Here is a 13,323-nt window from a genome sequence, read left to right as displayed (position 1 = left end):
TGCGTCCGCGTTGGGGCCCTGGGCGGCCGCGGTGGGCGCGCGGGCTTTGGGGGCCGGGCGGCTCGGGCGGCTCCGGCACCGGGGGCCGGGGGCGGCGGCGGGCGGGGTGCGGATCGAGCTCGATCCGCGGGAGTTCACGGTGGCGGAGCCGGTGCTGGCGGCGGCCAAGGAGCTGGGGGCCGATCCGCTCGAATGGGTGCTCACGGGTGGCGAAGATCACGCTCTGGCTGCGGTCTTTCCCGCTGACGTACGGCTGCCACCCGAGTTTCAGGTGGTGGGGCGGGTGGTCGAAGGTGAGGGCGTCATGGTGTATGGGCGGGAAATCGGCCGTCGCGGGTGGGATCACTTTCGGTGATGACTTGTCCCGATTTACGTGAAGTTTTCCTGTTTTGGGGTACGACTAGCGGGATTGCTGTGACAACGGCGTATCAAAGGTGTTATGAAGATTGGCGGCCACTGTAACCGGCAGAAAGGGCAGCCATGGGCCGCCACGGCACAGGTGGATCCGACGACGGGGAAGAACGGGGGAACGGCAGCGCATTCTGGGGTCCTGACGAGCAAGGTGACGCGCCGGGCTGGCCGTCCCTGCCGGACCAGCCCGAGGTGACGGGCCAGTGGGCACCCATGCCCCAGCGCACCGACGGGCCGGCTCCGCGCGCTCCGCAGTCGGAGCCGTTCGAGACCACCGGAGCCTTCGCGGTGCCCACCGACTCCGCCAGCGGCCTTCCACCGGCCAACGACCCCGCGGGCGCCTTCCCACCGCCGTCCTCCAGGGACGACTCAGGGCCGTTCGAGACGACGGGCGCGTTCACCCGTCCGTCCGACTGGAGCCCGCCCGTGGATCGTCCAGGCGGCTTCTTCGACGGCGCCGCCGATCAGGCGGGGCCGGGCAGAGGCCCCTTCGACGAGCCCGGTGACGGGCCCTTCGGCCGGCGGGGCGACCCCGGCGGACCAGGCGGGTTCGACCGGCAGGGGCCGTTCAACGGTCCTGACCAGACCTCGGTCTTCGGCGGCGGCCAGGGCGGGATGCCCGGCCGCGACGCGCAGGACCCCGGGCAGACGGCCTTCTTCGGCGGCCCCCAGCAGGGCGGGCCCCAGGGCGGACCCGGACCTTTCGACCAGCCGGACGTCTTCAGCCGGCCCGGCCCCTCCGGTCAGCCCGGTCAGCCCGGTCAGCAGGGTCCTTCCGGGCAGCCCGGTCCCTTCGACCAGCCGGACGTCTTCGGCCAGCCGGGACCGTTCGACCGGCCCGGCGCTCCCGGCCAGCCCGGTCCCTTCGATCAGCAGGGGCCGTTCGACCAGCAGGGCTCGTTCGACGGGCGTGACGAGCGCGGAGGGCCGTTCGGCGGCCCCGGCGACCGCGACCCCCGCGACTCCCGTGACCCCTTCGACTCCCGCGACCCCTTCGACTCCTATGACGGGGACGACGCGAACCGCACCGCCAGGTTCGACGGCCCGCCCGGCGCCGGCTTCGCCGCTCCGCCCGAGCCGGGCGACATCAAGGTGGCCGGTGAGCCGACCGCCGTGCACAACGCCCCCGCCTGGGCCGACGCCGAGACCGGCTTCCTGGGCTCCGGCTGGTCGAACGACTCCGACACGCCGGACGAGGAGCCCAGAGGCCGCCGTGGCCGGCGCAGGTCGGGCCGTGGCGGTGGTGGCGGTGATGACGACATGCTGGCCGCCGCGCCGGGAGGCGCCGGCAAGGGCCGCGTGGCGCTGCTCTCTGTCGCCGCCGTGGCCGTGGTGCTCGGTGGCACCGTGGCGGGCGTGAAGTTCATGAGCTCGGGTGATCCGGCCAAGTGCGAGGGTGTGACCTGCGCCGCCGTACAGACGACAGGACAGCCTGGGCCCGCCGTCTCCGAGCCCGCCGATGAGGAGGACGCCGAGCCGGCGCCGGAGGAGGAGCCGACGGAGGAGGGCGAGGAGACCGAGCCCGCCGACACCCCCAAGCCGACGGCCACCTACAGCGCCAGGGCGCCGCGCAGGACCGCGACCCCCACGCCGACGCCCACCAAGTCCAAGGTGAAGAAGACGGCGGAGCCCACGGAGGAGCCGCTGGACGACGAGCCGCCGGTCGAGGAGACCGTGTCGGAGGCGCCCACCGAGGACCCCACGCCCGTGGAGGACACCGACGCCGGGACCGGCGTCGGCACGCCGGAATCGCCCGGCACGGGCGACCCCGGGACGTTCGAGCAGTCGTCGAACGCCGGCTCTGTCAACGTCAAGCAGACCATTCAGCAGCGCCTGACCACCTACAAGGCCAGGATGACGGTGTCCAACGACTCCGCGTGTACGCTGCAGAACCCCACGGTCTCCGTGCCCGTGGACGGCCGGGTCGTGGACGTGGACGGCGCCGAGTGGTCCCAGGACGGCGACCTGCTGATCCTGGACGTGTCGGGCTCGCTGGCCGCCGGTGACTCGGTCGAGGTGTCGTTCACGGCCACCGGCAGGGGCGCCAAGGCGCAGAACTGCGGCATGGTCGAAGGGGAGTGCGCCGTCAGCTGAATGGTTGGATGGGGGACATGACGGTTTCGATCCCTCCTCGTGTGCTGACCGTCGCCGGCTCCGACTCCGGCGGCGGCGCGGGCATCCAGGCCGACCTGAAGACCATGCTGGCCATGGGCGTCCACGGCATGAGCGTCATCGCCGCGGTCACGGCCCAGAACTCCCTGGGCGTCCAGGGCTACTGGGAGCTGCCGCCCGAGGCCGTACGCGCGCAGCTCGACTCCGTGCTGGGTGACATCGGCGCCCAGGCGGTGAAGACCGGCATGCTGGCCTCGCCCGCGCTCGTCGAGACGGTCGCCGGCGTGCTCGCCTCCTACTCCGCGCCCGTGATCGTCGATCCCGTCGGGGTGTCCAAGCACGGCGACACGCTGCTCGTGCCCGAGGCCGTTGAGACGCTGCGCACCCGGCTGCTGCCCGTCGCCACCGTGGTGACGCCCAACCTGTGGGAGGTGGAGCAGCTCACCTCCGTGAAGGTGGAGGACGAGGACGGGCTTCGGCGGGCCGCGGACGCCGTGCTGGAACTGGGGCCCACGTGGGCGCTGATCAAGGGCGGCCACCTGCCCGGGCCCCCGGTGGACCTGCTCACGGACGGCACCTCCGAGTACCGCTTCACCGCCGACCGCCTCGACAACCGCCACACCCACGGCACCGGCTGCACTTTGGCCTCCGCCATCGCCTCCCGCCTCGCCCTGGGCGACGACGTACCGACCGCGGTGGGCCGGGCCAAGGAGTACGTGACGGGCGCGATCGCCCGCGGCTTCCCGCTGGGGGAGGGCATCGGCCCAGTGGACCACGCCTGGCAGTGGCGCCCCTGACCGCGCCGTAGGGCCGTCTGCGGGGCACGGCGGCCCACGGGGGCACGGTCATCCGTGCGGCACGGCTGCGCACGCTGTGGGGCCGCCACAGGGCGTGGCGGTCCATGGGGCAGGGCCGCCCGTGCGATCATGCGGCGAGGGGTGGGTATGACGAAGGCCCGCTGCTCCCCAGGGGAGGCGGGCCTTCGTGGAAGTGAGAACTAGCGGGTGACCTTGCCCGCCTTGATGCACGAGGTGCACACGTTCAGCTTCTTCGGCGTGCCGCCGATGACCGCGCGGACCGTCTGGATGTTGGGGTTCCAACGACGGCGGGTGCGGCGGTGAGAGTGGGACACGTTGTTGCCGAAGGTCGGCCCCTTGCGGCAGACATCGCAGACGGAAGCCACGGTATCGCTCCTTAAAACAGTCGATATAGCCCTGTCCGCTGATGCTTTCCGGGCGGAGGGCATGCCGGGACAACCGGCCAGCCAGTTGAGAATATCTGATGCGCACTATGAGCGCGAACCAGAGCATCTGGATCGGGTCAGGGCGGCGATATCCTCCTCGCACAACGGTAGCGCATGGGCGGAGGTCGCAGGACGCACATGAAGATCCTCGACCCGCCCGCGGTGCGCCGCTGGGCCCGCCTGGCCGCCGACGCGCTCGGCCACGCCAGGTCGGAGATCGACGCGCTCAACGTGTTCCCGGTCGCAGACGGCGACACCGGCACCAATCTGCACCTGACCCTGCTGTCCGCGGCCGAGGCGGTCGAGTCGCTGCCCGAGGACGTGGACGCGGCCGTCGTGTGGCAGACGCTCTCGTACGGCGCCCTGGTGGGGGCGCGCGGCAACTCGGGCGTGATCGTCAGCCAGGCGTTACGCGGCCTCGCCGAGGTGCTGAAGGACGGCGAGGACCTGCGCGCCGGCCTGCTCAGGGCCGCCGTGCTGGCCAGGGAGGCGGTCGCCAGGCCGGTCGAGGGCACGGTGCTGAGCGTGCTGGAGTCGGCGGCGCTGGCCGTGCAGGGGGTGGACGGCGATCTGCCGGAGGTGGCGCGGCAGGCGGCGGGGGAGGCGCGGGCCGCGCTGCGCCGTACCCCTGGACAGCTCGACGTGCTGGCCCGCAGCGGCGTCGTGGACGCGGGCGGCGCGGGGGCGGCGATCGTCCTGGAGACGCTGGCCGCCGTGATCACCGGCTCCCACGCCGACCACTACGAGGTGCCCGCCCCCACCCTGCGCGTGTCGCCGATGACCGAGGTCGGGGCGGGCTACGAGGTGATGTACCTGCTGGACGCCGACGACCGCGCGGTGGCCGGGCTGCGGGCGGAGCTCGACGCCATGGGCGACTCGCTGGTCGTGGTCGGCGGCGAAGGGCTGTGGAACGTGCACGTCCACGTGGCCGAGGCCGGGCCCGCGGTCGAGGCGGGCATCCGCGCGGGCCGGCCGCACCGGATCAGGATCACGTACCTGGCCGAGAGCACGCACACCGCCGGCGCGGGCAGGGGTGTCGTGGCGGTCGCCGCGGGCGACGGGATCGCGGCGCTGTTCGAGGAGTGCGGCGCGGTCGTGGTGCGCCGCACGCCCGGCACCCGTCCCACGCTGCCCGCCCTGCTGGCCGCGATCAGGCAGGCGGGCGCCGAGGTCGCGGTGCTGCCGAACGACGAGGGTGTACGCGCGGTCGCCGCCGCGGCGGCGGAGATCGCCCGCGAGGACGGCGTGATGGTCAGCGTGCTGCCCACGAAGGCGACCGTGCAGGGCCTGGCGGCGCTGGCCGTGCACGACCCGCTGCGCCGCTTCGACGACGACGTGGTGGCGATGACGGACGCGGCCGGGCACACGAGGTACGGACATGTGACGGTGGCGGACAGGGAGGCGTTCACCAGCGCCGGGGTGTGCCGTCCAGGCGACGTGCTCGGCATGATCGACGGGGACGTGGCGGTGATCGGCGACTCGGTCGCGGACGTGGCCGTGACGGTGGTGGACCGGATGGTCGCGGGCGGGGGCGAACTGGTCACGCTCGTCACGGGAGAGCGGGCGCCGCAGGGCCTGGCGGGCCTGGTGGAGGAGCATCTCGGACGTACGCGGCCCGGTGTGGATCTGGTCGTGTACGACGGAGAGCAGGGCGGCTACCCCGTGCTGATCGGCGTGGAGTGAGGGTCTGCCCGCTCCTGTATCGGGGTGGAGTGAGCGTCGCCGGGGTTCCTGTCGGCCGCAGGCGGTAGAACTTATTGCCGTGAGCCGTTTCGACGAGCCTCTGACGAAGGCGCTCGACCCGAAGACCGCCAAGCTGCTGCACAGCGTGCTCGACCTTGAGACGGTCGGCGACCTGCTGCGCCACTACCCCCGGCGCTATGCCGAGCGCGGCGAGCTGACCTCGCTCGACGCGCTGGAGGTGGACGAGCACGTCACCGTGGTCGGCGAGGTGAGCCGGCTGATGCGCAAGCCCATGCGCAACCGCGGCGGCACCTGGCTGGAGGTCGAGGTCGTCGACGGCAACCGCAACAAGATCTACCTGTCGTTCTTCGGCAAGGGCTCCCACGTGGCCGAGTCGCGGCTCAAGCCGGGGCGGCGCGGGATGTTCGCCGGCAAGGTGGGGCTGTTCGGGTCGCGGACGAGCCCGCGCTGGCAGCTCGCCCACCCGGAGTTCGAGCTGTTCGAGGAGAGCGAGGCGAGCGCCGAGGAGTTCGCGTCGGCGCCGGTGCCGATCTATCCGGCGGGCAAGGACCTGACGCCGTGGGCGATCAGGCGCGCGATCGGCATCGTGCTCGACACGCTCGGCCCCCTCGACGATCCGCTGCCCGCCGCGCTGCGGGCCCGCCACGGGCTCCAGGACCTCGCGGAGGCGCTGGTGGCCGTGCACCGGCCGAAGACCATGGCCGACGTGGGGCGGGCGCGCAAGCGGCTGAAGTTCGACGAGGCGTTCGTGCTGCAGGCCGTGCTGCTCCAGCGGCGCCAGGCCGCCACCGCTTGGCCCGCGAAGCCGCGTCCAGGGCGTACCGACGGGCTGCTCGCCGACTTCGACGCGCGGCTGCCGTTCGCGCTGACCGAGGGGCAGGAACGGGTCGGCGCGGAGATCGCCGCCGACCTGGCCCTCGAACACCCCATGCACCGGCTGCTGCAGGGCGAGGTCGGCGCGGGCAAGACGGTGGTCGCGCTGCGGGCGATGCTCCAGGTGGTCGACGCCGGCGGCCAGGCCGCGCTGCTCGCGCCCACCGAGGTGCTGGCCCAGCAGCACCACCGGTCGATCACCGCCATGCTCGGCGACCTCGCGCAGGGAGGCATGTTCGGGGGCACGGCGGTCACGCTGCTGACCGGCTCGATGGGCGCCGCCGCCCGCCGCTCGGCGCTGCTCGACGCGGCCTCGGGCACGGCCGGCATCGTCGTGGGCACCCACGCGCTGCTGCAGGAGCACGTGCAGTTCGCTGATCTGGGGCTGGTCGTGGTGGACGAGCAGCACCGGTTCGGGGTCGAGCAGCGCGACGCGCTGCGTGAGAAGGCGGGCGGCGGCCGGCCGCACGTCCTGGTGATGACCGCCACGCCGATCCCGCGCACGGTCGCCATGACGGTCTTCGGCGACCTGGAGGTCTCGACGCTGTCGCAGCTGCCGTCGGGCCGCGCCCCCATCACCACCCACGTGGTTCCCGCCGCCGAGAAGCCCCACTACCTGGAACGGACTTGGCAGCGGGTCAGGGAGGAGGTGGGGCTCGGCAGGCAGGCCTACATCGTCTGCCCGCGCATCGGCGACCTGGAGGGCGACGAGGGTGACCTGGCCGCGGCGTCGAACGGCGGCGACGACCGCCGGCCGCCGCTCGCGGTCCTCGACGTGGCCGAGCTGCTGACCGAGGGTCCCTTCCACGACCTGCGGGTCGGCACCCTGCACGGCAAGCTGCCGCCGGAGGAGAAGGACGCCGTCATGCGCTCGTTCACGCGGGGCGAGCTCGATGTCCTGGTGGCGACGACGGTCATCGAGGTCGGGGTCGACGTCCCCAATTCCTCCGTCATGATCATCATGGACGCCGACCGCTTCGGCGTCTCCCAGCTCCACCAGCTCAGAGGCCGAGTCGGCCGGGGCGGCCTACCTGGCCTCTGCCTCCTGGTCTCCGACTTCCCCGAGGGCACCCCCGCCAGGGCCCGGCTGGACGCGGTGGCGGCCACACTCGACGGGTTCGAGCTGTCGCGGGTCGACCTGGAGCAGCGACGCGAGGGCGACGTGCTGGGCGCGGCGCAGTCGGGCAAGCGCTCGTCGCTGAAACTGCTCCAACTGCTCAGGGACGAGGACGTGATCGCCACCGCCAGAGACGAGGCCGCCGCCCTGCTCGTGGACGACCCGCAACTCGAACGACACACGGGCCTGCGCGCGGAGATCGACCGACTCCTGGCAGACGAACGAGCGGAATACCTGGAAAAAACCTGACGGTCTGGCGCACGCCGGGCCGATCGGGCAATCGGGCAATCGGGCAATCGGTCGAACTTTCGATCACGCGACCGGTCGCACTTTCGCCGATGTGCCGGGTCGCACGACGACGATGTGCCGGGCCGCCTTCTTGACCGCGCGGCCGATCACGCTTTCGACGACGTCGCCGGTCGCGCTTTTTGGCCACCTGGCCGGTCAAGTTGGGCTCGCGTTACGGCGGTCAGCCGGTGAAGGGTTCAGAGGCCGTTTCCTGGAGGGCCCTCAGCCGAAGTGCGGCGGGTGGAAAGCCACGGCACCGCCGTAAAAGATGAGGCTGTCACTGCGGCACTGCTGCAGAAGAAGACGGAGGGAAAGAGGCCCGACGAGGCCGAAAATGATGATGATTGGATGCCCAGCCGCGGGGACGGCCTCCCCCCGAATGCCGTCCCCGGCTGGGCCCACCCTCGGGTCAGGTGCCGAGGGAACCGGCGTGCGGAAGGGCTCACGATCACGCCGGTCGGCCTTCATGTGGGTCACCTTGAAGGCCGCAGAACTCATCATGCGTGCCCGTCCGGCCGATGTGAATCATCCTTGCGTATCCGAGGCAGACACTTGTCCACTCTTGACCTGCGCGAACATGCGGAACAATGGGTCACATGACGCGGATCATCGCAGGCACGGCGGGTGGGCGGCGTCTGGCCGTGCCGCCGGGGCGCGGCACGAGGCCTACCAGTGACAGGGCGCGAGAAGGGATCCTCTTGACGCTCGATTCCCTGTACGGGCTGCGTGGCGCCCGTGTGCTCGACCTGTACGCCGGTTCTGGCGCGGTCGGGCTGGAGACGCTGTCGCGGGGCGCGGCGGAGGCGGTGCTGGTGGAGTCGGATCCGAAGGCGGTCCGGACGATCAGGGCCAACGTCGGGACGCTGGGGCTCGCGGGCGCCCGCGTGGTGGCGGACAAGGTGGAGCGGCTGCTGGCGAAGCCGGCCGACGGGCCGTACGACATCGTCTTCGCCGATCCGCCGTACGCGGTCTCCGGTGACGACGTCCAGAAGGTGCTGGAGCTGCTGCGCGACAACGATTGGTTGACAGATGAGGCTTTGGTGGCGTTCGAGAGGGAAACCAGGGGAAGGCCCCTCATGTGGCCTGAAGGGTACGTTGAGGAGAGGGTCCGTCGTTATGGCGAAGCATCCGTTTGGTACGGTCGCGCCGCCGGGAACCCGTAGACCTGGGAGGCGTCTTGCGCCGCGTAGTCTGCCCGGGGTCGTTCGACCCCATCACCAATGGTCATCTCGACATCATCGGCCGCTCGGCGCGGCTGTACGACGAGGTGACCGTGGCAGTCCTCATCAACGTCGAGAAGAGCAGCCTGTTCACGGTTGACGAACGCATCGAGATCCTGCAGACCGTGACCAAGGAGTACCCCAACGTCAAAGTGCGGAAATTCCATGGCCTGCTGGTCGATTTCTGCAGACAGAACGACATCCCCGCCATCGTCAAGGGCATCAGAGTGGTCAGCGACTTCGACTACGAGCTGCAGATGGCGCAGCTCAACTACCGCCTGTCGGGAGTGGAGACGCTGTTCATGCCCACCAACCCCGAATACTCGTTCCTGTCGTCCTCGCGGGTGAAGGAGATCGCCCGATACGGCGGCGACGTCTCCGGTCTCGTGCCGGACCTGGTGCACACCCTGCTCATCGAGCGGCTCAGGGGCTGAGCGCGAGCTGCTATCCTTTCATTTCGGCCTTGTACGACGGCGATCCTTGTCGCCATGCCTAGCGAGAGCAGGATGACTCAGCACCTCGACCCCCGCTCCCCGTGGGTGATATCCACTCATGACCTGGGAAAGCGGCCGGGCACGATGAGGCAGATGACTCTGACTCTCCCGGCACCGGCGAATCTCGGCGTCGACATGATCGGTGTCCCCAAAGACGCCGATGTCGAGCTGGATCTCCGGCTCGAAGCAGTGATGGAAGGCGTGCTCGTCTCGGGCACGGCGCATTCCCCGCTCGCCGGGGAGTGCGCGCGGTGCCTCGACCCCGTCTCCTCGGAGATCGAGGTCGGCTTGCAGGAGCTGTTCTTCTACTCCGACGAGGACGCCTCGGAGGATGACTCACTGCTCGACGGTGAGCTGTTCGACCTCGAGCCGACGTTCCGCGACGCGGTGGTGCTCGCACTGCCGCTGAGCCCCGTCTGCGGTGACGACTGCCAGGGGCTCTGCCCGGAGTGTGGGATCAAGCTGGCCGAGGCCGGCGACGATCACCGGCACGAGAAGATCGACGCCCGCTGGGCGTCGTTGCAAGGTCTGATTTCCGACAAAGATAACGATCAGGAGAAGTGACGTGGCCGTCCCGAAGCGAAAGATGTCGCGGAGCAACACCCGCGCCCGTCGCTCCCAGTGGAAGACGACTGCTGTCGCCCTGGTGAGCTGCCCGCAGTGCCGTTCGCCCAAGCAGCCGCACATCGCGTGCCCCACCTGCGGCACCTACAACCGTCGTCAGGTCATCGAGCCGTCCGCCTGATCCGCTGGCGCGGCCCGATCGCCGGGCCGCCGTTCCGCCCAGGGCGTGACGGTGGCCGGCGCCGGAGGTTCCGCTCCAGCAGTTGACGTGATGCCGACCGGGTGCCAAAGTGCCTCGGTCGGCGTTACCGTCTCTTAGATGTGTGCGGCGGCGGTTCGCCCGCGGCCGTGGTGGACGCCGGGGCTACGCCCGGTACCCCGACGCCCACCACGTTTTCGGGCATCATGCGCAGCCGACGCGCCGTGTGAAGATGTCCGAGGAGGAAACACGTGGGCGCAGGTCCTAAGCCGGTGGCCGTCGAGGTCGCCAGAGAAGAGCTGGAGCGGGTCCTTTCCGTCGGTCTCGGCCACGACATTCTGGAGCGGGCGCTGACGCACCGCTCCTACGCGTACGAGAACGGTGGCCTGCCCACCAACGAGCGCCTGGAGTTCCTGGGCGACTCGGTGCTGGGCCTGGTGGTCACCGACACCCTCTACCGCAACCACCCCGACCTGCCCGAGGGGCAGCTGGCCAAACTACGCGCCGCGGTGGTCAACATGCGCGCGCTGGCCGACGTGGCCAGAGGGCTCGGCCTGGGGCGGTTCCTGCGGCTCGGCAGGGGCGAGGAGGGCACGGGCGGGCGCGACAAGTCGTCCATCCTGGCCGACACCCTTGAGGCCCTGATCGGCGCGATCTACGTCGACAAGGGGCTCGACGAGGCGTTCCGGGTGGTCCACGTGCTGTTCGACCCGCTGATCGTGCGCTCGGCCTCGCTCGGCGCCGGGCTCGACTGGAAGACCTCGCTGCAGGAGCTGACCGCCTCCGAGGCACTCGGCGTGCCCGAATACCACGTCGAGGAGAGCGGCCCCGACCACGCCAAGTCGTTCACGGCGATGGTGCGGGTCGGTGGCGAGTCCTACGGCTCGGGCAACGGGCGCAGCAAGAAGGAGGCCGAGCAGCAGGCGGCCGAGGCGGCCTGGACCCGCATCAGGGCCCGCCGCGAGCAGCGCGAAAGCCAGCCCGCCGGCTGACCCCGACCGACGGCCGCCAACGGGCGGAGGGAGCTCTGGAGGATGGTTCTGGAGCTCCCGGATGTTGTCCAGAAGGTGAGAGCTAGGTTGCCCCAGCGTCCAGAGGGCGAGGTCGGAAGTGCCTGAGCTGCCGGAGGTCGAGGTCGTCAGGCGCGGCCTCGCGCAATGGGTGACCGGGCGTGAGATCGCCGGCGCCGAGGTGCTCCACCCTCGCGCGATCCGCCGTCACGTGCCCGGCGCCGACGAGTTCGCCGCCCGCCTCAAGGGCCGCGTGCTCCTGTCCGCCGAGCGCCGCGGCAAATACCTGTGGCTCCCGCTGTCGGGCGCGGACGAGGCGCTCATGGCCCACCTGGGGATGAGCGGCCAGTTGCTCGTGGTGGACGGCGACACGGCCCAGGAGAAGCACCTCCGGGTACGCCTGCGCTTCGAGGACGGCGGCCCCGACCTGCGCTTCGTCGACCAGCGCACGTTCGGCCACGTCATGCTCACCCCGATGGCCGGCGACGTGCCCGAGCCGATCTCCCACATCGCGCCCGACCCGTTCGAGGCCGTGTTCGACGAGGCCGAGTTCACCCGCAGGCTCAGGACGAAGAAGACCGAGATCAAGCGGGCCCTGCTCGACCAGTCGCTGATCAGCGGCGTCGGCAACATCTACGCCGACGAGGCTCTCTGGATCGCGAAACTTCACTGGGCCCGCCCGGCGAACACGCTCACCCGCCCCAAGGTGGCCGAGCTGCTCACCGCCGTGCGCACGGTCATGGGCGCGGCGCTGCTGCAGGGCGGCACGTCGTTCGACAGCCTGTACGTCAACGTCAACGGCGAGAGCGGATACTTCGAGCGCTCGCTGGAGGTGTACGGCCGCCGCGACCAGCCCTGCTCCCGCTGCGGCAGCGCCATCAGGCGCGAGGCGTTCATGAACCGCTCGTCCTACTCCTGCCCCAGATGCCAGCGACGATCGCACTGACCAGCGTGAGCCCGGCTCCGGCCCACATGACGGCGGAGATCGGCAGCCCGTCCGCGATCCTGCCGCCGGCGAACGAGCCGAGCGCGATGGAGACGTTGAAGGAGCCGACGAAGAGCGCCGTGCCGAGCTCGCCCCCGCCCTCCCGCATGATCCACAGTTGCAGGGTGACGCCGACGCCGCCGTAGCCGAGGCCCCACCCCACGAGTGCCACCAGGGGCGGCAGGGCGGTCAGCGCCAGCGCCGCCATCGACAGCGTCATCAGGCCGGTCAGCACGATCAGCGTGGCCCTGGGGTTCCTGGCCGCGCGGGCCCCGGCGGCGAAGTTGCCCGCCACGCCGGCGGCGCCGTACAGGAGGAGCGCGGCGCCGATGAAGGCGGCGCCGGCGAGCGAGACCTGTTCGAGGAACGGGCGGACGTAGGTGTAGGCGGCGAAGTGGCCGGAGACGGTCAGCGCGGTCAGCAGCAGCACGACGTTCAGCGGCCCTGAGAGCCACGAGAGGCGCTTCTCCCGCGCCGCCGCGTCCGAGGACCCGGCCGGGGGCCGCAAGGGCGGCAGCGTCACCGCCAGCAGCACGAGAAGGCCGAGCGCCAGCACCCCGGCGGCGGCGAACGCGGTGCGCCACCCCGCGAACGACGAGACGAACGTCGCCGCGGGCACCCCGAGCACCGAGGCCACCGACACGCCGGACAGGATGATCGACGTCGCGCGCCCGACGGACCGCTCGGGGACCAGCCGCGTCCCGAGCCCGGCCGCGAAGGCCCAGAACCCGCCGATGCTCACTCCGGTCAGCACCCTGGCGGCCAGCATGACCAGGTGGTTCTGGGCCAGCGCGCCGGCCAGGTCGGCCACCGCCAGCACCGCCATCAGCCCGAGCAGGATCGTCCTGCGGTCGATCGCGCGCGCGGCCAGCGCCAGCACGGGAGCGGCGACCGCGGCGACGAGGCCGGTGAGCGACATCGTCAGCCCGGCCGTGCCCGTGGACACCCCGAGGTCGGAGGCGATCGAGGTGAGCAGGCCGACGGGCAGCATCTCGCTGCTCACGATGGTGAAGGTGCCCATCGAGACGGAGGTCACGGCGAGCCAGCGCGCGCGTACGGCGCCGGAAACGTCAGTCGTCGTCATGCCGCCCAGCCTCCGGCCG

12 protein-coding genes and 1 pseudogene are annotated in these 13,323 nt (G+C 71.3%); 11 read left to right on the top strand and 2 right to left on the bottom strand.

What is annotated here, in order from left to right:
- The 3 genes and pseudogenes from AB0C28_RS54310 to thiD form a co-directional block, all read left to right on the top strand.
- Positions 1–355: pseudogene (locus AB0C28_RS54310) on the top strand (thiamine-phosphate kinase); the annotation flags it as partial.
- A 269-nt stretch (positions 356–624) separates the two neighbouring features.
- Positions 625–2,505, top strand: coding sequence for a hypothetical protein (locus tag AB0C28_RS54305; RefSeq protein ID WP_358085082.1), 1,881 nt, complete (start codon positions 625–627; stop codon positions 2,503–2,505).
- 8 nt (positions 2,506–2,513) lie between these two features.
- Complete coding sequence (gene thiD, locus AB0C28_RS54300) at positions 2,514–3,320, top strand: bifunctional hydroxymethylpyrimidine kinase/phosphomethylpyrimidine kinase (protein ID WP_358085079.1); 807 nt, start codon at positions 2,514–2,516, stop codon at positions 3,318–3,320.
- A 200-nt stretch (positions 3,321–3,520) separates the two neighbouring features.
- Here thiD and rpmB read toward each other — a convergent pair whose 3' ends face one another.
- A complete protein-coding gene (rpmB, locus tag AB0C28_RS54295; RefSeq protein ID WP_049556934.1) occupies positions 3,521–3,706 on the bottom strand; it encodes a 50S ribosomal protein L28 in 186 nt (61 codons plus the stop codon).
- A gap of 198 nt (positions 3,707–3,904) precedes the next feature.
- On the opposite strand from rpmB, the gene AB0C28_RS54290 reads away from it, so the two are divergent.
- The 8 genes from AB0C28_RS54290 to mutM all read left to right on the top strand — a co-directional run bounded on the left by AB0C28_RS54290 (position 3,905) and on the right by mutM (position 12,181).
- On the top strand, positions 3,905–5,449 hold the full coding sequence (locus AB0C28_RS54290; RefSeq protein WP_358085076.1) for a DAK2 domain-containing protein: 1,545 nt from the start codon (positions 3,905–3,907) through the stop codon (positions 5,447–5,449).
- Positions 5,450–5,528: 79 nt separating this feature from the next.
- Positions 5,529–7,709 carry an ATP-dependent DNA helicase RecG gene (gene recG, locus AB0C28_RS54285; protein ID WP_357848421.1) on the top strand — a complete coding sequence of 727 codons (2,181 nt, stop codon included), beginning with the start codon at positions 5,529–5,531 and terminating at the stop codon, positions 7,707–7,709.
- A 635-nt stretch (positions 7,710–8,344) separates the two neighbouring features.
- Complete coding sequence (gene rsmD / locus AB0C28_RS54280) at positions 8,345–8,911, top strand: 16S rRNA (guanine(966)-N(2))-methyltransferase RsmD (RefSeq protein ID WP_358085073.1); 567 nt, start codon at positions 8,345–8,347, stop codon at positions 8,909–8,911.
- 14 nt (positions 8,912–8,925) lie between these two features.
- Positions 8,926–9,402, top strand: a complete 477-nt coding sequence (gene coaD, locus AB0C28_RS54275; protein ID WP_346111340.1) for a pantetheine-phosphate adenylyltransferase — start codon at positions 8,926–8,928, stop codon at positions 9,400–9,402.
- Between the two features lie 72 nt (positions 9,403–9,474).
- A complete protein-coding gene (locus AB0C28_RS54270; RefSeq protein ID WP_357848417.1) occupies positions 9,475–10,026 on the top strand; it encodes a YceD family protein in 552 nt (183 codons plus the stop codon).
- Position 10,027: 1 nt separating this feature from the next.
- A complete protein-coding gene (gene rpmF / locus AB0C28_RS54265) occupies positions 10,028–10,207 on the top strand; it encodes a 50S ribosomal protein L32 (RefSeq protein ID WP_033409409.1) in 180 nt (59 codons plus the stop codon).
- A gap of 290 nt (positions 10,208–10,497) precedes the next feature.
- Entirely contained in the window at positions 10,498–11,217 is a 720-nt protein-coding gene (rnc, locus tag AB0C28_RS54260; protein ID WP_357848896.1) for a ribonuclease III, read from the top strand.
- Positions 11,218–11,335: 118 nt separating this feature from the next.
- Positions 11,336–12,181, top strand: a complete 846-nt coding sequence (gene mutM / locus AB0C28_RS54255; protein ID WP_357848415.1) for a bifunctional DNA-formamidopyrimidine glycosylase/DNA-(apurinic or apyrimidinic site) lyase — start codon at positions 11,336–11,338, stop codon at positions 12,179–12,181.
- Here mutM and AB0C28_RS54250 read toward each other — a convergent pair.
- On the bottom strand, positions 12,129–13,304 hold the full coding sequence (locus tag AB0C28_RS54250) for an MFS transporter (RefSeq protein ID WP_358085070.1): 1,176 nt from the start codon (positions 13,302–13,304) through the stop codon (positions 12,129–12,131). The two genes, mutM and AB0C28_RS54250, sit on opposite strands and share 53 nt — an antisense overlap.
- Positions 13,305–13,323 lie beyond the last annotated feature (19 nt).

Source organism: Nonomuraea sp. NPDC048892 (assembly GCF_040649735.1).
Classification (GTDB): Bacteria; Actinomycetota; Actinomycetes; order Streptosporangiales; family Streptosporangiaceae; genus Nonomuraea; species Nonomuraea maheshkhaliensis.
The sequence above is the reverse complement of the archived record's forward strand: the minus strand, read 5'-3'. Positions and strand labels throughout refer to the sequence as shown.

Bases quoted from the DNA above. Each gene is read 5' to 3' on its own strand.
- AB0C28_RS54305 (WP_358085082.1), top strand. From the start codon at position 625: ATGCCCCAGCGCACCGACGGGCCGGCTCCGCGCGCTCCGCAGTCGGAG.
- thiD (WP_358085079.1), top strand. From the start codon at position 2,514: ATGGGGGACATGACGGTTTCGATCCCTCCTCGTGTGCTGACCGTCGCC.
- AB0C28_RS54290 (WP_358085076.1), top strand. From the start codon at position 3,905: ATGAAGATCCTCGACCCGCCCGCGGTGCGCCGCTGGGCCCGCCTGGCC.
- rsmD (WP_358085073.1), top strand. From the start codon at position 8,345: ATGACGCGGATCATCGCAGGCACGGCGGGTGGGCGGCGTCTGGCCGTG.
- AB0C28_RS54270 (WP_357848417.1), top strand. From the start codon at position 9,475: ATGACTCAGCACCTCGACCCCCGCTCCCCGTGGGTGATATCCACTCAT.
- AB0C28_RS54250 (WP_358085070.1), bottom strand. From the start codon at position 13,304: ATGACGACGACTGACGTTTCCGGCGCCGTACGCGCGCGCTGGCTCGCC.